Here is a 17,802-nt window from a genome sequence, read left to right as displayed (position 1 = left end):
CGGCCGACACGGCCGTGGAGGCGGAGCATCTACGTCGCCTGTTCGGTGTCTTCTCCGCCGCTCACGGGCAGGGCCGGTCACTGGTGTACGAGGCACTGAGCAAGGCGGTGACGAGCAACGACGAGCTGCTTGCCCTGCTCATGCGGACACCGCGCGACCAGCGCCGACCCAGCTTGCTGTTCGCGGCGGTGAACTCCGTCTTGGCCGCGCATCCCGATGCGGCGCTCGCTTCCTATTATCCGATTCACGGAGGCCGGCGACCAGTCGACGATCAGCTCATCACAACATTCGCCGCGTTCTGCGCGGAGCACGGCGACGAACTCGACCACCTGCTGCGCACCGGGTCCACCCAGACCAACGAGATCCGCCGTTGTGCGGCCCTTCGCCTCGCGCTGGGCCATGTCAGCGAACGCTGGGGCGAACCGGTCGTCCTCGCGGAGGTAGGCGCGAGCGCCGGCCTCAATCTGCTGCTCGACCGCTATCGCTACCGTATCGGCGGCCGGGAAATGACCCCGGCAACGGACTCACCTGTCGTCATCTCGTGCGAACTTCGCGGCGCCACGTCCGCTGACCCGCTCCGCCGGCCCCTCCCGGAGATCACCTCCAGACTCGGCATCGACATGCGGCCGGTCTCGCTGGCCGATCCGGTGGACAGAGCCTGGCTGGAGGCCTTCATCTGGCCCGAAGACGTGGACGGATTGGCCACGTTGCGAGGAGCCATGGAGCTCGCCGTCGCGATCGGGGTCCCGCCCGTCGTGCGCGGCGACGCCGCCGCCGACACCGCCCGGCTGCTCGCCGACCTGCCCGGCAGCGAGCCCATCGTGGTCTTCACCGCGTCGTTGCTCAGCTACCTGGGCGTCCGGTCCAGGGCCGCCTTCCTCAGCCGGCTTGACGAGCTCGCCCAGCGACGACCGGTGGCGTGGGCTTTCGCCGAAGCCCCCGGTCTGGTCGCCGCCACCAACGTGGCCGTGCCCGCCTTGCAGGGGCCGCTGGCCAAGCGCAACACCCTTTACCTGGTCGGAGTCAGCCTGCGGGACCATGGCCGCCAGGACGACAGCCTGCTCGCCCTGGCCGACCCGTACCTGCGCTGGCTCGCCCCGGCACGGCAGCCCGCAGACGACTTCGGGTGGCTGCCCGCGGAGCCGAACGCCGGCTGACCCGCCCGTCGGCTGCGTGAGCCCTGGGTCGGCCGCCGGAACGCCACTGCCTGATCACACCTCACGCGATCCTTTCAGACCGTGATCGCAAGTTGGCCCTGCACGCCGCCCTGCCGCAGCACGCCGAAGGAACGCTCGGCGTTTCCGCCGCCCAGGGTCTCCAGCACCGCGTCCACCGGTGCGTTCCGGAGCACCTCGGTGTAGTCCTGAGTCCGGTAATCGATCAGTTGGTCCGCACCCAACCCGCGCAGGAAGTCGTGCTTGGCCGCGCTCGCCGTGCCGATCACCTCTGCGCCGAGGTGCTTGGCCAACTGCACCGCGACGTGCCCGAGCCCGCCGCCCGCACCGTGGATCAGTGCCCGTTGCCCCGGCCGCAGCTGCGCGATCTCCACCAGTGCGTGCCAGGCGGTCAGGCCGACGAGCGGTAGCGCCGCGGCCTCCTCGTGGCTGAGCCCTGGAGCGAGACGGCTTTGTCACCCGCACGGTCTACCCGACGATTCCGCCGAAGGTCGAATACGCGGCCACCGGGCTGGGTGAGAGCGTCACCGCGCTGATGCACGCGATCCGCGCCTGGTCCGAGGAGAACATCAATGCCGTCCTGGACGCCCGCGACGACTACGACGCGCGGGCCGCCCAGGAGGTACAGCCCGTCACGGCCTGATCGCCTCCGGCTCGGCAACGCCTCGTCGCCCTGCGCCACCAGCGGCCCCCCATCGCGGCTCAACTCAGAACGTCGAAGCCGGCGATCCACGACTCTTAACGATCACTCGTAGGCCGCCGCGCCGAAGAGTCGTGCGACGGTCACTCTGGCTCGCCGGATGTTCGAAGCATGCATTCGTCGGCGAACGCACACAGTTGCTTCACGTAGCCCCTGAACCGTTCCCGGACCTCCTGGCCGGTCACGGGCTGTCGCCATGAGCGGCGCACCATGTCCCTCGCATGATCCGTTCCGAGTCGTTCGTCCAGATACAGGAGCGCGCCGATCACGAAGTGCTGTTCGTAGAACGGCTCCGGCATCGACAGCCTGCGCTCAAGGCACGTGGCCAGGAGCGCTGCGTCGGAGTGTTGTCCGAAGCGGGCGAGGGCGAGGGAGTAACCGGCGCCGGCCTTCATCAGGGGGCCGTCGCGCAGCAGGGAACCGATCCTGTCGCGGAACTGTGTTCGGTGATCGAGGCCGATCAACCAGGCGGCGGTGAGTCGGGCACGCCACTCGCTTGTGAGGAGGAGGCCGAGTTCATCGTCGGTGATCTGTCGCGCGTCTTCGGCCAGCGACTGCACGAGCAAGGAGCGTCGCGGCTCGCCGTCCCGTAGGGCGTTGACTCCCATGATCTTCAGATAACGCAGGCGAAGCGGGCCTGTCTGGCTCCAGGAGACGTATCTCCGTTCCAGCGCGCGCAACTCCGACTCATGCGGAGCAGGAAGAGGCATGACCGCAGTGTGACCGTCTCAGCAGGGCCACGGCCATCCCATTCCGCGTCCGGCATGGAGTCCGAGCAGGGTTGCGGGCTGGGATCGCGCTGACTCGGCCGCAGCGGCAGTTCGTTCAGGCCCGCTGCGCCGGCTGATCGTTTCGTTACTCCTTGTCGCGGGCGGCGGACCGTTCGATGATCTCGGTCTTGACCGTTTCGTGGAGCTCGTCCGACGTGAAGCCGAGGTCGCGCAGGATCCGCGCGGCCGGGCTCTCCTCGACGCGGATCAGTCCCAGCAGCGTGTGTTCCGTGCCGACCCAGTCGTGGCCGAGGTCGGCCGACGCGCGCTGTGCCTGCTCGAAGACCTTCTTGCTCTCCGGCCGGAACGCGATGTGACCCCGTGGCGCCTTCTCCCCGGCCGGCGGCATCGCTTCCTCGATCGCGTTCCGAATGCGTTGCTCCGACTCGGTCTTCGCCATCAGCACCTCGTACGCCAGACCCCGTTGTTCGCCGAGCAGGCCGAGCAGGACGTGTTCGGTGCCGATGAAGTCGTGCTTGTGCGTTCGGGCGGCCTCCTGTGCCAGCACGATGCTGTGCCGGTTCAGGTCGGTGAACCGCTCGAACGCGTTGGGCGCGTGGCGTTGCTGCGCGGCCTGTTTGGACACCCCGATGGCGTCACCGATCTCACTCCACGACGCGCCGGCCTGCTTGGCCTTGGCGACGTAGTGGCCGACGAGCTGGTCACCGAGGTCGGACAGGGTCTGGGCGCGCAGTTGCGCCTCGCTGATGCGGGTCAGGTCGTTGGTGTCGGGGAGTTCCTCATCGAGACGGGCGATCAGGTCGGCGAGGCTGATGTCGAGTGGACTCATGCGTCAACCGTAGATTGACGATCGCAAATCGTCAACCTGTAGTTGACGCAGGTTCCGGTGGGCTCTGGGGGCTACCGCAGCAGGATGCCGCCGTTGATGTCGAGGATCGTTCCGGTGATGTAGGCGGCTTGTGGAGAGGTGAGGTAGGCCATGGCGTCGGCGATCTCTCGCAGCATCGCCGGGCGGCCAAGGGGAATCGCGCTGTCCCGCCGTGCCCGCGCCTCCTCCACCGTGATCCCGGCTTCGGCCGCCATGGATTTCAGGCTGGTGTCGTTCAGCGGCGCGTCGATGTGCAGCGGCGCGACGCCGTTGACCGTGATCCGGTCGGGTGCGAGTTCGAGTGCGAGGCTCTTGATCATCGAGCCGAGCGCTCCCTTGGACGCGCTGTAGACGGCCCGGCCCGGTGCGCCGAGCTGCGCGTGGCCCGAGTAGACGTAGACGATGCTGCCACCCGGCGCGGTGAGCGCGGGAATGGCGCTGCGCGACAGCAGGAACGGGCCCTTGGCGTTGACGGCCATGACCCGGTCCCACTCGGAGGGCGGCAGGTCCTTGAGCGGTGACCACTGTGGTGCGACCACGGTGGCCACGGCCAGCACGTCGAGCCGGCCGTGCCGTGCGACGGCGGCGGTGACCAGCTCGTCACAGGCCGAGGGATCGGTGACGTCGGTGTGGAGTCCGATGGCGTCGGAGCCGGGGTGGGCCGCCGCGATCTTCGCCGCGACCTCGGCCGCGCCGTCCGGGGCCAGATCCGTGAGCACGACTTTGGCGCCGTCCTCGGCGAAACGCCACGCGGCCGCAGCGCCGATGCCCTGAGCGGCCCCCGTGACGATCACGACGCGCGATTCGGACGCTGAATCCGGCATATGCCCTCCGTCGGCTAAGTTTACAACTACAACGTTGGAGTTGACGCTACACGTCTCCCACTCACTCGGCAATCACATCGTTGGCCGGTGGCATGACGCGTTCCACGGCGTCATCGCTGCGCGCCACCCGTGGCCGACCGGCAGAGCGCGGCCGGTCGGCCGCTCGCCGGTCCCGGTCGTCGACGGGGCTTCGAGCCCGTCATCCCGGCGTGTGGTGTCTTCAGGGAACAGCAGACGCCAGGGATCGCGGTGCCCTGCTCCCTCGGCGCGCGATTGCGCCGGCATCGCAGCCACGGTGCGGACCCCAGAGTCGGGCATGGCGCGCGGGGCGCGGGACCCGAAGCAGCCGGTCTCGGACGCGAACGCCGCGAGCGCCGTCAGCCCGGCTCCCTGACGCCGGAGACGGCCGGGTCCGAACCCCTCGCCTTTTGATCCTTCGTCAGCCGGCGGAGCGGTGGCGGTCCGTGACGGACAGCGGGGCGCCGTTGAGGAAGAGTTCGATGGGGAGGGTCGCGGCGCCCAGGGCCACGGCCTCCGGGCCCAGGCGGCCCAGCTCGATCGACGTCTCGGAGAAGGCGTGCTTGAGGGAGTTGCGCCGGGCGGCGTCGCGGATGGCCGGCAGCAGCCGCTCGCCGAGCAGGAGGCCGGCCCAGCCGCCGAGGATGATCCGCTCGGGGTTGAAGAGGTTGATCAGGTCGGCGAGGCCGACGCCGAGGTACAACGCGGTCTCGTCCAGGACGTGCGCGGCCTCCTCCTGCCCTCGGGTGGCCGCGTCGAGCAGGGCGGCCAGCGCCGACTCCTCGTCCTGGCCGGGGATCCTCCCGTAGCGGTCCAGGACGGCCTCGGCGCCGACGTACGCCTCCAGGCAGCCCGCCGAGCCGCACCGGCACCCGCGCCCGCCCACCACGATGGTGGTGTGGCCCCACTCGCCGGCGCTGGACGTGGATCCGCGGTGGGTCCGGCCGTGCGCGATGATGCTCGCGCCGACGCCCGAGCCGATCAGGCAGACGACCGCGTGCTGGGCGCCCTGGCCCGCGCCGAACCACATCTCGGCGCGGCCCATCGTGTTGGCGCCGTTGTCGATGTGCAGCGGCAGGTCGGTCCCGGCGCGCAGCAGGCGCTCCAGGGGGACGCCCTCCCAGCCGTACGTCTGGCCGTGCACGAGCACCTCGTCACCCTGCTCGACGACGCCCGGGACGCCGATGCCGACGCCGAGCACCGACGAGGCGTCGACGTCCGCGTCGGAGAGCACGGCGGACAGGCCCTCCAGGATGCGCTCGACGATCGTCGTGACGCCGTGCTCCCGCGGGTCCAGCGGGAAGTCGGCCCTGGCGCGCTCGTTCATCGCGAGGTCGAACAGCTCGACGCGGACGCGGGTCTCGCCGACGTCCACTCCGATGACGTACCCGTAGTCGCTGTTCATGCGGAGCAGGACGCGCGGGCGGCCGCCGTCGGAGTCGACCGCGCCGGCCTCGGCGACGACGCCCTCCTCGATCAGCTCACGGACGACGTTGCTGACCGACGCGGGGGACAGGCCGGTCGCCCGGCTGAGCTCCTGGCGCGTGCAGGGCTGGTCGAAGTAGAGCGACCAGAGCAGGACCGACCGGTTGTCGCGACGGAGGTCACGCACCGTGCCTCGCCGTCGTTCTGGTGTGACGTGCTCCCGCATACCGACCTCCCCGATTAGTTCAGATCTTATAACAAGCACTCGAAAAGCCGCGCGGGCGGGTGTTACGCGGCCTTGACGAGCTGCGACCCCCGAGGTTAAATCACGTCATTAATTAAGCCCTGTAGCAATGGGCCCCGCCTCGACGCGTGCGCCGACGGCGCCGCACGCGTCCTCTCCTCCCCGCCCCCGCAACCGGGAGACGTTCATGAAACCCGCTTTCGTCCCAGGTGGCCGGACCCGACCCCGGTCCCATCGGCAGTCGCCGATCTCGATCGCCGCGGTCATCGCCCTCCTCACCGGCCTGTTCGTCGCCCTCGCGCCGACCTCGCGTGCCGCGACCTGCGGCACCGCCAACGCCGCCCAGGGCCGCCCCGCCACCGCGTCCTCCACCGAGAACTCCGGCACCCCCGCCTCCAACGCGGTCGACGGCGACACCGGCACCCGTTGGTCCAGCGCCTTCAGCGACCCGCAGTGGCTTCAGGTCGACCTCGGCTCCTCGCAGTCCATCTGCCAGGTGGTGCTGCAGTGGGAGACGGCCGCCGGCAAGGCGTACCAGATCCAGACCTCGTCCGACGGGAACACCTGGACCACCATCTACTCCACCACGACGGGTCAGGGCGGCACCGAGACGCTGAACGTCAGCGGCACCGGCCGCTACATTCGCATGTACGGCACCGCCCGCACCACCGGTTACGGCTACTCGCTCTGGGAGTTCGTCGTCCACACCGCGAGCGGGGGAGGCGGCACGCTCCCCGGAGGCGGCGACCTCGGTCCCAACGTGTACGTGTTCGACCCGTCGATGTCGTCGGCCACCATCCAGAGCCGGCTCGACAGCGTGTTCAGCCAGCAGGAGAGCAACCAGTTCGGCAGCCAGCGGTACGCGCTGCTGTTCAAGCCGGGCAGCTACAACGTCAACGCCAACATCGGCTTCTACACCTCCATCGCCGGGCTCGGCGCGAACCCCGACGACGTCACCATCAACGGCTCGGTGAACGTCGACGCCGGCTGGATGAACGGGAACGCCACCCAGAACTTCTGGCGCTCCGCGGAGAACATGGCGGTGCAGCCCACTGGCGGGTCCGACCGCTGGGCGGTCTCGCAGGCCGCGCCGTTCCGCCGCATGCACATCAAGGGCGACCTGAATCTCGCCCCGACCGGCTACGGCTGGGCCAGCGGCGGCTACATCGCCGACACCAAGGTCGACGGCCAGGTGCAGCCGTACTCCCAGCAGCAGTGGTTCACCCGCAACAGCCAGATCGGCGGCTGGCTGAACGGCGTGTGGAACATGGTGTTCACCGGCGTCGCGGGCGCACCGGCGCAGAGCTTCCCGAACCCGCCGTACACGACCGTGGCGAACGCGCCGGTGACGCGGGAGAAGCCGTTCCTGTACGTCGACTCCTCCGGCGCGTACCGCGTGTTCGTGCCGTCGCTGCGGCAGAACACCCAGGGCACGACCTGGAGCGGCGGCAGCACGCCCGGCTCGTCGATCCCGCTGACCCAGTTCTACGTCGCCCATCCGTCCGACAGCGCGGCGACCCTCAACCAGGCGCTGGCCCAGGGTCTCAACCTGCTGTTCACCCCGGGTGTCTACACCATCGACCAGACGCTCAACGTGACCCGCGCGGACACGGTCGTCCTCGGCCTCGGTTACGCCACGCTGGTGCCGCAGAACGGCGTCACGCCGATGTCCGTCGCCGACGTCAACGGCGTGAAGATCGCCGGCCTGCTGTTCGACGCCGGCGCGACCAACTCGCCCAACCTGCTGCAGGTCGGGCCGAGCGGGTCCACGGCCGACCACTCCGCCGACCCGACCTCGATTCAGGACGTGTTCTTCCGGATCGGCGGCGCGGGCGTGGGCAAGGCCACCAACAGCCTGGTCGTCAACAGCAACAACGCGATCATCGACCACATCTGGGCCTGGCGGGCCGATCACGGCTCCGGCGTCGGCTGGACGAGCAACACCGCCGACACCGGCCTGATCGTCAACGGCAACGACGTGACGGCGTACGGCCTGTTCGTCGAGCACTACCAGAAGTACGAGGTCGTCTGGAACGGCGAGCGCGGCAAGACGTTCTTCTTCCAGAACGAGATGCCGTACGACCCGCCGAACCAGGCCGCCTGGATGAACGGCTCCACCAACGGCTACGCCGCCTACAAGGTGGGGGCGAACGTCACGACCCACGAAGGGTGGGGTCTCGGCAGCTACTGCTACTTCAACGTCGATCCCTCGATCCACGCGGCGCACGCCTTCGAGGCGCCGAACACCTCCGGCGTGAAGTTCCACGACCTGCTGACCGTGTCCCTCGGCGGCAACGGCACGATCGACCACGTCATCAACAACACCGGCGGCGCCGCCCAGGGCACCGCGACCACCCCGGTCGACGTGGTCAGCTACCCCTGACCCGCCGGCCCCTGCCACTCCGGGCCCGCGCGGCATCCAGCCGCGCGGGCCCTCCCGCGCTCGCGCCGCGGCCCGCGAGCGCGGCGACCCTCGGCCGACGCACGCGCTCAGCGGTCGGCATGGGCGGTGATCTCGACGCGGTCGACGCCCTCGTCCAGGAAGGCGGCGAGGTCGTGGGCCTCCTCACCGACGGCCTCTCGCTCCGGGACGGAGAGGGGCCGCAGCGGCGTCACGCGGATCCGCCGGTCGCGTACGGTCCAGGGGGCGGCGACGCGTCCGTCGACGAGCACGGCGCGCCGGCCGGCGACGGACAGACCGCGGTGGGCGTCGTCGATGATGCGGCCGCGGTCGTGGTAGCCGAGGATCGCGTTGTCGAAGGCCGGGAGGAACCGGACGGGGGCGGGCGTGTCCGGAGACGGGCGTGGCGCGTCGGGCAGGTCGAGAAGTTCACGGCCGCGTTCGTCGCGGAAGACGACGAGCCGCTCACGGAGGGCCTCGACGGCGGCGGGAAGACCGGCGAGACCGCACCAGGCGCGGAGGTCCGCGGTGGCGGCGGGCCCGTAGGCGGCGAGGTAACGCCGTACCAGTTGCTGCCCGACCGGATCGCCCGGGTCGGCGGACGGCGGGGCGATCTCACGCCCGACCCAGGCGGCCAGGGGCAGGTTCCGCACCCCGGCGGTCGTGTGCCACAGGCCGCGCGGCGGGAGCTGGACCATCGGGATGAGGGCCGCGACGAGGAGCTCGCCCAGGACCCGGCGCGGCGGGCCGGGCCAGCGGTCCTCGAGCGCGCGGACGAGGTCGGCCATGGTACGGGGCCGGCCGTCGGCCATGACCGCGCGCCCGGCCGCGGCCACCTCGTCCAGGTCGATGCCCGCGAGTTCACGCCGGTAGGTGGCCGTCACCCGCTGCCGCAGCATGGCGTCATGGCGGGCCCGCCAGGCCAGCGCGTCGTCGGCGGTGACCAGGTGGACGGTGCGGCGCATCAGGTGCGTACGGACGACCGTCCGGTCCGTCAGCGCCTCGTCCAGTTCCTCCGGCTTGAAAGCGCGCAGACGGGACCACAGGCCGGTGAACGGTTCCTGGGGTTCCTGCGCCTGCAGGCCGCACAGGTGCGCCACGGCGTCACGGGCCGGGGTGTCCGCGCGCTCGAGCAGGTACTGGCGGGCGAGGGTCGCGCGGCCCAGGGCGCGGGCGCTGAGGACGGTCATGGGCGCTCAGGCCGCGGACCGCTCGCCGACCGGACGGCGGCGCAGTCCGGGCCGGGTGAGGGAGGGCGGGGTGTAGGAGACGTCCAGGGGGCCGAGATCGGCGCCGGGCGGGACGATCGCGTCGATCCGGTCGAGGACGTCGTCGCCGAGGGTGACGGTCGCACCCGCGATCAGGTCGTCCAGGTGCTCCATGGTGCGCGGGCCGATGATCGCGGACGTGACGTCCGGGTGGCCGACGGCGAAGGCCATGGCCAGGTGGGTGAGGGAGACACCGGCCTCGTCGGCGATGGGCAGGAGTCGTTCGACGGCGTCGAGCTTGTTCTCGTCGGTGAGGTGCCGGGGGACCCACCGCATGCGGGCGTCGTTCGGCGCGGTGCCCTTGCGGTAGCGGCCGGTCAGCAGGCCCATGGCCAGCGGGCTCCACACGAGGACGCCCATGCCGTAGCGGCGGCAGGCCGGCAGGACCTCCCGCTCGATGCCGCGGTTGAGGATGGAGTAGGTGGGCTGCTCGGTGCGCAGCCGGTGCAGTCCGCGCCGCTCGGACACCCACTGGGCCTCGACGATCTGCGAGGCCGGCAGGTTGGAGGAGCCGATCGCGCGGACCTTTCCGGCGCGCACCAGGTCGGAGAGCGCGGAGAGGGTCTCCTCGATGTCCGTGTGCGGGTCCGGGTGGTGGATCTGGTAGAGGTCGATGTGGTCGGTCCGCAACCGTCGCAGTGAGTCCTCGACCGCGGTCATGATCCAGCGGCGTGAGCTGCCCCCGCGGTTGGGGCCCTCGCCCATCGGGCCGTTGAACTTGGTGGCCAGCACCACCTCGTCGCGGCGCCCCTTCAGGGCCTTGCCGACGATCTCCTCGGTCGCGCTGTAGCCGTACACGTCGGCGGTGTCGAGGAAGTTGATGCCCGCGTCGAGCGCCCGGTGGATCATGCGCACGCAGTCGTCGTGGTCGGGATTGCCCGTCCCGAACATCATGGTGCCCAGGCAGTAGGCGCTGACCTCGATGCCGGTACGTCCCAGCTGTCGCATTCGCACGGTGACCCGTTCCCTTCCGGTTCGTCATGCCCGGGCCGCCGCGGGGACGCGGCGGCCCGGGGGAGTTCTTCTGCGTCTGGCCGGTCGCTCAGCCGTTGTACGGAGCGGCGACGTCGAGGACCCAGGTCACGCCGAAGCGGTCGGTGAGCATGCCGTACAGCGGCGCCCACTGCGCCGCCTCCAGGGGGCGCACCACCGTCGAGCCCTCCGCCAGCTTCCGCCACAAGGCGCTGATCTCGTCGGCGTCATCGCCGCGTACGGACACGAAGAACGGGTCGTCACCCTGGCTCCAGGGCAGCTGGGAGGGCGCGTCGTAGGCCATCACGTGGAAGCCGTTGTCGCCGACGACCTCGCCCCACATCACCCAGTCCGCCTCGTTCTCGTTCTGCACGGCGCCGGCGTCCTTGTACGTGACGGCGACGGTGCGCCCGCCGAACACGGACTGGTAGAAGTCGAGCGCCTCACGCGCGGTGCCCCGGAAGTTCAGGTGAGTGGTGGTGGTGACGGACATGTCCTTGCTCCTTGCCTTCGGTTCCACGGAGGTGCGCCACCGGCCCGACAGAGCCCACGGGCGCGGCGACCCATGACCACCAGGGGCGATGCTCCCCGGCGGCTCTGGTGTCCACCATTCCCGGGGTAGCGGACAGGTTGTGTCCTGTACTCCGCGCAGAATGGGACCATGCAGAAGACCTCGTCGCGATTGCTCGCGCTGCTCTCCCTGCTTCAGATGCACCGTGACTGGTCCGGCGACGACCTCGCCGAGCGGCTCGACGTCACCCCGCGCACGGTGCGCCGTGACGTGGATCGCCTGCGGGAGCTCGGGTATCCGATCGCGGCTTTCAAGGGGCCTTCCGGCGGTTATCGCCTGGAGGCCGGCTCGCAGCTGCCGCCCCTGCTGTTCGACGACGACCAAGCCGTCGCCCTGGCCGTTGCGCTCCAGACCGCGGCCGCCGACACCACGATCGGCGAAGACGCCACACGGGCCCTGGCCACCATCCGCCAGGTCCTGCCGCCCCGTCTGCGCCACCGCGTCGACATGCTCCGGATCACCGCCGTCCAGCCACCCGAGAACGACGACGCCTCACCAGGCGACCCGCGACTCCTGACGGAGCTGAGCAACGCGATCCACGCCCATGCGGAGCTTCGCTTCGACTACGGCCGCGACCACACCGATCCCGCTGAGCGACCCCGCAGAACACAGCCCCACCACCTGGTCACCTGGCAGGGCCGCTGGTACCTCCTCGCCTGGGACCTCGACCGCGACGACTGGCGCACCTTCCGCGTCGACCGCATCCGCCCGCGCACGCCCACCGGCCCGCGCTTCAACCCGCGCGAGCTCCCCGGCGGCGTGTCCGCCTTCGTCACCGGCCGTTTCCGTGGCACCGACGGCACCACCACCGACTGGCCCTGCCGGGGGGAGGTCGTCCTCGACCTTCCCGCCACCGCCGTGGCCCCCTTCGCCCGGGACGGAGTCGTCGAAGAACTCGGCCCCGACCGCTGCCGGCTCACCCTCGGCTCCTGGTCATGGACCGGTCTGGCCGCCGCGATCGGCCGTTTCGACGCCGACGTCGAGGTCATCGGCCCGCCGGAGCTGGCCACCGCGTTCGCGCGCCTCGCCGCGCGCTACGCCGATGCCGCCCGAATCACCCACCGGTCCGATTCACGCCGAGGCGGGCAGGCTCACCAAGCTCCCCATGGGGAGCCCTGAAAGCCGGAGCCGCGCCGTCTGCGCCTCCGCTCACGGACGCGGCGCCTGATGAGGCGGATCACCACGACGACGAACACGACCGTCCCCGCCAGAACGATGCAGACCGGGATGCCCAGCTTCCAGTCCGGCCACTCGTCGTCGACGTGCGTGCCGATCTGCAGCCGTACCACGCGGCCGTGCCAGATGTCGGCGGTGCCGGTGGTGCCCGTCTCGGCCACCTTGTAGAAGCCGTGCTCCACCTCGAAGTCGTGGTACCGCCCGTCCGCGGTGCGCACGGTGACCTTGTAGTGGGTGGTCCGCGAGGCGGCGACGACCCGCTGCCTCACCGCGGTCGGGAGGACCACCCGGAACGGCCCCATCGGGGGCGGAGGCGGTGGGGGCGGCTGCGGGAACTGCGGCGGGTCCGGTGGGTCCGGGTCCTCGGTCGTGTACGTGGACTTCTTGATGACGGTCATCGGCAGCCGTGTGACGCAGTGACCCGTGTCGGCCGGTGGCGGCGACCCGCACAGCGGTGCCCGCTCGTACGCCTCGAAGTCGGCGAAGGGCCCGGCGCCCAGCGCCACGCCCACGGCGATCAGTACGGGTCCCGCGGCCAAAGCCGCCAACGTTGCGATCCTGGTTCCCCACGCCACGCCCCGAACGTAACCCGGACCGGGTGCCTCGTGGCGCGAATTTCGGCGCCGTCCCGCGTCCGTACCCGGTTCGCGAGCCCGCGTCCCTGCCCGGCTCGATTCCGGGTCCTACCCGGCTCGCGATGGCGCGGCCCTCGCCGGGAGACGGACACCGGCGAGGGCCGCGGTCTGGACGCGGGCCGTGAAGACCCGGCGGAAGCGACGTCAGGCGCCGGTGCGCTCCCGATGGGTGCGGATCAGTTCGGCGTAGCGGAGGCCGCTGTCCTTGACGGTCCGCTCCTGCGTGTCGAAGTCGACGTGGACCAGGCCGAAGCGGGGGGCGTAGCCGGCCGCCCATTCGAAGTTGTCCATCAGCGACCAGGCGAAGTACCCGGCCAGCGGGGCGCCGCGCCGGACCGCATCCGCGCACGCCGCGAGATGCCCTTCCAGGTAGGCGGCCCGGTCCGGGTCGTGCACCCGCCCGCCCTCGACGGTGTCCGCGAACGCCGAGCCGTTCTCGGTGACGTACATCCGCGGCGGCCGGTATTTCTCGGCGACCCGGGCCAGGATGTCCGCCAGGCCGTCGGGCTCGATGACCCAGTCCAGCCCGGTGAGCGGGCGGCCGGCCGGCGTCGTCTCCCGGACGTACGGCGGGGCGCCGTCGGGGTCGTCCGCGACGACGGCCGGCCGGTAGTAGTTGACGCCCAGCCAGTCCAGCGGCGCGCCGATGGTCTCCAGGTCGCCGGGCTGTTCGGGCAGGTCGACGCCGTACACCTCGATCATGTCCGCGGGGAAGCCGCGCCCGAACACCGGGTCGAGCCACCAGCGGTTCGTGTGGCCGTCGAAGCGCTTCGCCGCGGAGGCGTCGGCGGCCGAGTCGCTCGCGGGCTCCACCGGGTTGAGCAGGTGGACGACGCCGACCTCGACGCCGGGCACGGTGGCCCGCAGGGCCTGCGACGCCAGCCCGTGGCCGAGCAGCATGTGGTACGACGCGGGCACCGCCGCCTTGACGTCGGTGAGGCCCGGCGCGTGCCGGCCTTCGAGGTGGCCGATCCAGGCGGCGCACATGGGCTCGTTCAGCGTGGCCCAGCCCTTGACGCGGTCGCCGAGTGCCCCGGCGACGCAGGCGGCGTAGTCGGCGAAGTGCCGCGCGGTGTCGCGGTTGGTCCAGCCGCCGGCGTCCTGCAGCACCTGGGGCAGGTCCCAGTGGTAGAGCGTGGGGAACGGCGTGATGCCCGCGTCGAGCAGGGCGTCCACGAGACGGTCGTAGAAGGCCAGGCCCGGAGCGTTCACCGGGCCGGTCCCGCCGGGGAAGACGCGGGGCCAGGCGATCGAGAACCGGTAGGCGGTCACGCCGAGCCGCTTCATGATCTCGATGTCCTCGGGCCAGCGGTGGTAGTGGTCGCACGCCACATCGCCGTGGTCGCCGCCGTCCACCTTCCCCGGGGTGTGGCTGAAGGTGTCCCAGATCGACGGGGACCGGCCGTCCTCGTCGACCGCGCCCTCGATCTGGTAGGAGGAGGTCGCCACGCCCCATGCGAAGTCCACGGGGAGCAGGCTGAGGTGATCCACGGAGTGCCTTTCTGTGGTGGTGGCGGCGTTCACTTGACGGCCCCGGCGGTGAGCCCGGCGACCAGGTAACGCTGCAGGAGGAGGAACCCGGCGACCACGGGGACGCTGACGAACAGCGAGGCGGCCATCACCTGGTTCCAGTACACGTCGGTCTCGGTCGCGTACGCGCGCAGCCCCACGGCCAGCGTGCGGGTCGCGTCGTTGGTCATCACGGAGGCGAACAGGACCTCGCTCCAGGCGGTCATGAAGGCGTAGATCGCCACCGCGACGATGCCCGGCAGCGAGGCGGGGATGACGACGCGGAACAGCGCGCCGAGCGGCCCGCAGCCGTCCACCATCGCCGCCTCGTCGAGCCCTTCCGGGATGGAGTCGAAGTAGCCGACCAGCATCCAGATCGAGAAGGGCAGCGAGAAGGTGAGGAAGGTCAGGATCAGACCGCCGCGCGAGCCGCTCAGCGCCAGGCCGGTGGCGTTGCCGACACCGACGTAGATGAGGAACAGCGGCAGGAGGAACAGGATGCCGGGGAACATCTGGGTGGACAGCACCGTGACGGTGAACACCCGGCGGCCCTTGAACCGGTAGCGGCTGACCGCGTACGCCGCGAAGATCGCCACGACGACCGAGCAGACCGTCGCGCCGACGGAGACGATGATCGAGTTGGCGAAGTAGTGGGCGAGCGGAACGGTCCGCCACATGTCGATGTACGGGCGGAGGGTGAGCCGTTCCGGAAACCAGTGGAACGTCCCCGCGACGTCCTGCAGCGGCTTGAGCGAGCTGCTCAGCATGACGTACACGGGCAGCGCCGAGAACACCGTGAGCAGGGTCAGGACGACGCGCCGGGTCCACACGAACGAGCGCGGCGGCGCCATCGGTGAGCGGTCAGGCACGTGCGCCCCTCCTTCGTGACGTGACCAGCAGGTAGACGGCCGTGACCAGGCCGAGGAACAGCAGCATCAGCACCGACATCGCCGACCCCTCGCCGAAGTTCCAGGTGATGAACGAGGACTGGTAGATGTGCAGGGAGACCAGGTCGCCGCCCGCCGGTGGCGCCTGGCCGAACAGCACGTACGGCGTGGAGAAGTCGTTGAACGTCCACAGGAACAGGACCAGGACGAGGACCTGGTTGACCGGGCGCAGGGACGGCAGCGTGATCCGGCGGATCTGCTGCCAGATCCCGGCGCCGTCGATCGCCGAGGCCTCGTACAGCTCGCGCGGGATGTTCTGCAGGCCGGCGACGACGACGAGGAAGGCGAACGGCCAGTTGCGCCAGACCGAGACGATGACGAGGGAGTAGAAGCTGTTGTCGCCGAGCAGCCAGAAGGTCGGCTTGCCGGTGAGGTGCAGCTGGTCGTGCAGGACGTGGTTCACGATGCCGTTGTCGTGCTGGAACATGAACGCCCAGACGATCACCGAGGCGTACAGCGGCAGGGCGTACGGGGTGAGGAACAGCGCCCGCAGGAACCCCCGGCCGCGGAAGCCGTCCTGCATGAGGATGGCCGCGGCCGTGCCGAGCAGCCAGGACAGGCCGACGGCCAGCACGGTGAAGGCGCAGGTGACGAGGAAGGAGCTCAGCAGGGCGTGCCCGATCGGCCCGTTCACCTTCACCACGACGCGGTAGTTGTCCCACCCGGTCCAGGGGGCCTTCCACCATTCGCGGATGAAGAACTGGGTGAGCTCCTTGAAGCTCATCGCCACGCCCAGGACCATCGGGATGACGTGGACGATGAGCTCGAGGAGGATCGCGGGCAGCAGGAGGAGGTACGGCAGGCCCCCGCGCCGCACCCGGTCGGGGATGCGGAACGGGCGCCGGCGCGGCGCCCCCGGGCCGGTCTCCCGGGCTCCGGGGGGCGCCTCGCGATGCGCGGTCGTCGTCATCAGTGGTGGACCCGCGCTACATCTGCTGCTGGGCCTTGGCGAGCCGGCTGCGCACCGACTCCAGCGTCACCGGCCGCCCGGCCGCCGCGTCGGCCAGCAGGTCCTTCAGCGCACTACCGATGACCTGCTCGAACTGCGATTCCTTGGGCACCTGCGGCATCGGCGTCGCGCTGGTGGCGATGGTGGTGCGCAGGATGTTCTGCTCCGGGGTGGCGAACGCCGGGTCCTGCGCGGCGGTCTTGACCGCCGGGATCGAGCCGTACTCGGAGTTGAGCTTCTTCTGCTCGGCGTCGCTGGTCATGAACTGCACGAACTTCAGGGCGCCGTCGAGGTTGCCGGTGTTCTTGAAGACGGCCATGTTGATCCCCGCGACCATGGAGTTCACGTTCTGCCCCTGTCCGGGCGCGCCGGACTGGACGGGAACCGGCGCGACGCCGTAGTCGTCGGGCTTCATCCCGTGGCTCTGGAAGTTCTTGCCGCCGGCCTGCCAGAGGATCATCGCGGCCTTGCCGGAGGCGAAGTCGCGGACGGACTCGTTCTGGGCGTACTCCGCGTCGCTCGGCGAGGCGATCTTGTCGCCGGCCACGAAGTCGACGTACTGCTTGACGCCCTCGGCGACGCCCGGTGCGGTGAAGGTCGGGTTGCCCTGCGCGTCGAAGAAGTCACCGCCGTGCTGCTTGGCGAAGACGAAGGCGTGGTGGGTGTTCTCCGGGATGCTGGCGCCCTCGATGGCCAGGCCGGTGTGGCCGCCGGTGGTCAGCTTCTTGCCGTCCTGGACGAGTTCGTTCCAGGTGGCCGGCGGCTTGCTGATCCCGGCCTGGCCGAAGAGCTTCTTGTTGTAGTACAGCGCGTACGACAGGGAGTAGAGCGGCACCGCCGTCGGCGGCTTGCCGGCCGCGCCCGTCGAGCCGAGCGCCGAAGCCTGGAACCGGTCCTTGCCGCCGATCTTGGCGAAGTTGGCGTCGGTGAAGGGCAGGAGGGCGCCGGTCGCCTGCAGCGACGCCGACCAGGTGTTGCCGATGTTCATCACGTCGGGGCCCTGCCCGGAGGTGGTCGCGGCGAGGATGCGGTTGAGCAGGTCGGACCACGGGACGACCTCGAGCTTGACCTTGATGCCGGTCTGCTTCTCGAACGCCTGCAGCTCGGGGGTGAGCTTGGCCTTGTCGTCTTCCAGGCTGGCGCCCTGGTTGCTCGCCCAGTAGGTGAGCGTCTTGGGGTGGCTGTTGCCACCGTTCGGCGCGGTGGAGGTCCCGCCCCCGCAGCCGGGGAGCACGGCGAGGACGGTCGCGCCTAGGACGGCGCCGAAGGCGGTACGGGCCCGCACGCTCATAATGCCACTTCCTCCGTGAGGCTAATTTTAAGGCATGATTTAAGATCTGAGATAAGCGTGTCAAGGGCGTGATGATCGCGCGATTGTCACGAATGCGC

Annotated in this window: 17 protein-coding genes; 4 read left to right on the top strand and 13 right to left on the bottom strand. The window is 70.4% G+C overall.

The window, feature by feature from the left end; translation table 11 throughout:
• Positions 1-14 precede the first annotated feature (14 nt).
• Positions 15-1,157, top strand: coding sequence for a DUF2332 domain-containing protein (locus NDW01_RS23230; protein ID WP_252823376.1), 1,143 nt, complete (start codon positions 15-17; stop codon positions 1,155-1,157).
• A 74-nt stretch (positions 1,158-1,231) separates the two neighbouring features.
• Here NDW01_RS23230 and NDW01_RS23225 read toward each other — a convergent pair whose 3' ends face one another.
• Positions 1,232-1,549 carry a zinc-binding dehydrogenase gene (locus NDW01_RS23225; protein WP_308211765.1) on the bottom strand — a complete coding sequence of 106 codons (318 nt, stop codon included), beginning with the start codon at positions 1,547-1,549 and terminating at the stop codon, positions 1,232-1,234.
• Between the two features lie 62 nt (positions 1,550-1,611).
• On the opposite strand from NDW01_RS23225, the gene NDW01_RS44420 reads away from it, so the two are divergent.
• Positions 1,612-1,818, top strand: coding sequence for a winged helix-turn-helix transcriptional regulator (locus NDW01_RS44420; protein WP_406567756.1), 207 nt, complete (start codon positions 1,612-1,614; stop codon positions 1,816-1,818).
• A gap of 140 nt (positions 1,819-1,958) precedes the next feature.
• Here NDW01_RS44420 and NDW01_RS23220 read toward each other — a convergent pair whose 3' ends face one another.
• The 4 genes from NDW01_RS23220 to NDW01_RS23205 form a co-directional block, all read right to left on the bottom strand.
• Complete coding sequence (locus NDW01_RS23220; protein ID WP_252823375.1) at positions 1,959-2,585, bottom strand: DUF6000 family protein; 627 nt, start codon at positions 2,583-2,585, stop codon at positions 1,959-1,961.
• A 145-nt stretch (positions 2,586-2,730) separates the two neighbouring features.
• Positions 2,731-3,435, bottom strand: coding sequence for a Clp protease N-terminal domain-containing protein (locus NDW01_RS23215; RefSeq protein WP_252823374.1), 705 nt, complete (start codon positions 3,433-3,435; stop codon positions 2,731-2,733).
• Positions 3,436-3,506: 71 nt separating this feature from the next.
• Positions 3,507-4,298: an SDR family NAD(P)-dependent oxidoreductase gene (locus tag NDW01_RS23210; RefSeq protein WP_252823373.1), complete on the bottom strand. Its 792-nt coding sequence runs from the start codon at positions 4,296-4,298 to the stop codon at positions 3,507-3,509.
• A gap of 439 nt (positions 4,299-4,737) precedes the next feature.
• Positions 4,738-5,928 carry an ROK family transcriptional regulator gene (locus NDW01_RS23205; protein ID WP_252823372.1) on the bottom strand — a complete coding sequence of 397 codons (1,191 nt, stop codon included), beginning with the start codon at positions 5,926-5,928 and terminating at the stop codon, positions 4,738-4,740.
• Between the two features lie 244 nt (positions 5,929-6,172).
• On the opposite strand from NDW01_RS23205, the gene NDW01_RS23200 reads away from it, so the two are divergent.
• Entirely contained in the window at positions 6,173-8,368 is a 2,196-nt protein-coding gene (locus tag NDW01_RS23200) for a discoidin domain-containing protein (RefSeq protein ID WP_252823371.1), read from the top strand.
• A gap of 107 nt (positions 8,369-8,475) precedes the next feature.
• On the opposite strand, the gene NDW01_RS23195 is transcribed toward NDW01_RS23200, so the two are convergent.
• From NDW01_RS23195 to NDW01_RS23185, 3 genes are all read right to left on the bottom strand, one after another.
• Positions 8,476-9,576 (bottom strand): winged helix DNA-binding domain-containing protein, encoded by a 1,101-nt coding sequence (locus NDW01_RS23195; RefSeq protein WP_252823370.1) that lies wholly within the window; start codon positions 9,574-9,576, stop codon positions 8,476-8,478.
• A gap of 6 nt (positions 9,577-9,582) precedes the next feature.
• Complete coding sequence (locus NDW01_RS23190; protein ID WP_256512837.1) at positions 9,583-10,602, bottom strand: aldo/keto reductase; 1,020 nt, start codon at positions 10,600-10,602, stop codon at positions 9,583-9,585.
• A 94-nt stretch (positions 10,603-10,696) separates the two neighbouring features.
• A complete protein-coding gene (locus NDW01_RS23185; protein ID WP_252823369.1) occupies positions 10,697-11,119 on the bottom strand; it encodes a VOC family protein in 423 nt (140 codons plus the stop codon).
• Positions 11,120-11,287: 168 nt separating this feature from the next.
• On the opposite strand from NDW01_RS23185, the gene NDW01_RS23180 reads away from it, so the two are divergent.
• Positions 11,288-12,316 (top strand): helix-turn-helix transcriptional regulator, encoded by a 1,029-nt coding sequence (locus NDW01_RS23180; RefSeq protein WP_252823368.1) that lies wholly within the window; start codon positions 11,288-11,290, stop codon positions 12,314-12,316.
• Here the strand turns inward: NDW01_RS23180 and NDW01_RS23175 are convergent.
• The 5 genes from NDW01_RS23175 to NDW01_RS23155 all read right to left on the bottom strand — a co-directional run bounded on the left by NDW01_RS23175 (position 12,289) and on the right by NDW01_RS23155 (position 17,704).
• On the bottom strand, positions 12,289-12,921 hold the full coding sequence (locus NDW01_RS23175; protein WP_252823367.1) for a hypothetical protein: 633 nt from the start codon (positions 12,919-12,921) through the stop codon (positions 12,289-12,291). The two genes, NDW01_RS23180 and NDW01_RS23175, sit on opposite strands and share 28 nt — an antisense overlap.
• A 231-nt stretch (positions 12,922-13,152) precedes the next feature.
• Positions 13,153-14,484 (bottom strand): GH1 family beta-glucosidase, encoded by a 1,332-nt coding sequence (locus tag NDW01_RS23170; protein WP_256512836.1) that lies wholly within the window; start codon positions 14,482-14,484, stop codon positions 13,153-13,155.
• A 44-nt stretch (positions 14,485-14,528) separates the two neighbouring features.
• Positions 14,529-15,386: a carbohydrate ABC transporter permease gene (locus NDW01_RS23165; protein WP_252781464.1), complete on the bottom strand. Its 858-nt coding sequence runs from the start codon at positions 15,384-15,386 to the stop codon at positions 14,529-14,531.
• Entirely contained in the window at positions 15,379-16,374 is a 996-nt protein-coding gene (locus NDW01_RS23160; RefSeq protein WP_252823365.1) for a carbohydrate ABC transporter permease, read from the bottom strand. Before NDW01_RS23160 ends, NDW01_RS23165 begins: the two co-directional genes overlap by 8 nt.
• Positions 16,375-16,390: 16 nt before the next feature.
• Positions 16,391-17,704, bottom strand: a complete 1,314-nt coding sequence (locus NDW01_RS23155) for an ABC transporter substrate-binding protein (protein ID WP_252823364.1) — start codon at positions 17,702-17,704, stop codon at positions 16,391-16,393.
• Between the last annotated feature and the right edge of the window lie 98 nt (positions 17,705-17,802).

The organism is Actinoallomurus soli (assembly GCF_024055715.1).
GTDB classification, from domain to species: Bacteria; Actinomycetota; Actinomycetes; order Streptosporangiales; family Streptosporangiaceae; genus Actinoallomurus; species Actinoallomurus soli.
Note: the sequence above shows the minus strand (reverse complement) of the source record. Positions and strands in the feature narration are given on the sequence as shown.

Coding starts and splice junctions, on each gene's coding strand:
- NDW01_RS23220 (WP_252823375.1), bottom strand. CDS start 2,585: ATGCCTCTTCCTGCTCCGCATGAGTCGGAGTTGCGCGCGCTGGAACGG.
- NDW01_RS23215 (WP_252823374.1), bottom strand. CDS start 3,435: ATGAGTCCACTCGACATCAGCCTCGCCGACCTGATCGCCCGTCTCGAT.
- NDW01_RS23210 (WP_252823373.1), bottom strand. CDS start 4,298: ATGCCGGATTCAGCGTCCGAATCGCGCGTCGTGATCGTCACGGGGGCC.
- NDW01_RS23200 (WP_252823371.1), top strand. CDS start 6,173: ATGAAACCCGCTTTCGTCCCAGGTGGCCGGACCCGACCCCGGTCCCAT.
- NDW01_RS23195 (WP_252823370.1), bottom strand. CDS start 9,576: ATGACCGTCCTCAGCGCCCGCGCCCTGGGCCGCGCGACCCTCGCCCGC.
- NDW01_RS23190 (WP_256512837.1), bottom strand. CDS start 10,602: ATGCGACAGCTGGGACGTACCGGCATCGAGGTCAGCGCCTACTGCCTG.
- NDW01_RS23185 (WP_252823369.1), bottom strand. CDS start 11,119: ATGTCCGTCACCACCACCACTCACCTGAACTTCCGGGGCACCGCGCGT.
- NDW01_RS23180 (WP_252823368.1), top strand. CDS start 11,288: ATGCAGAAGACCTCGTCGCGATTGCTCGCGCTGCTCTCCCTGCTTCAG.
- NDW01_RS23160 (WP_252823365.1), bottom strand. CDS start 16,374: ATGACGACGACCGCGCATCGCGAGGCGCCCCCCGGAGCCCGGGAGACC.
- NDW01_RS23155 (WP_252823364.1), bottom strand. CDS start 17,704: ATGAGCGTGCGGGCCCGTACCGCCTTCGGCGCCGTCCTAGGCGCGACC.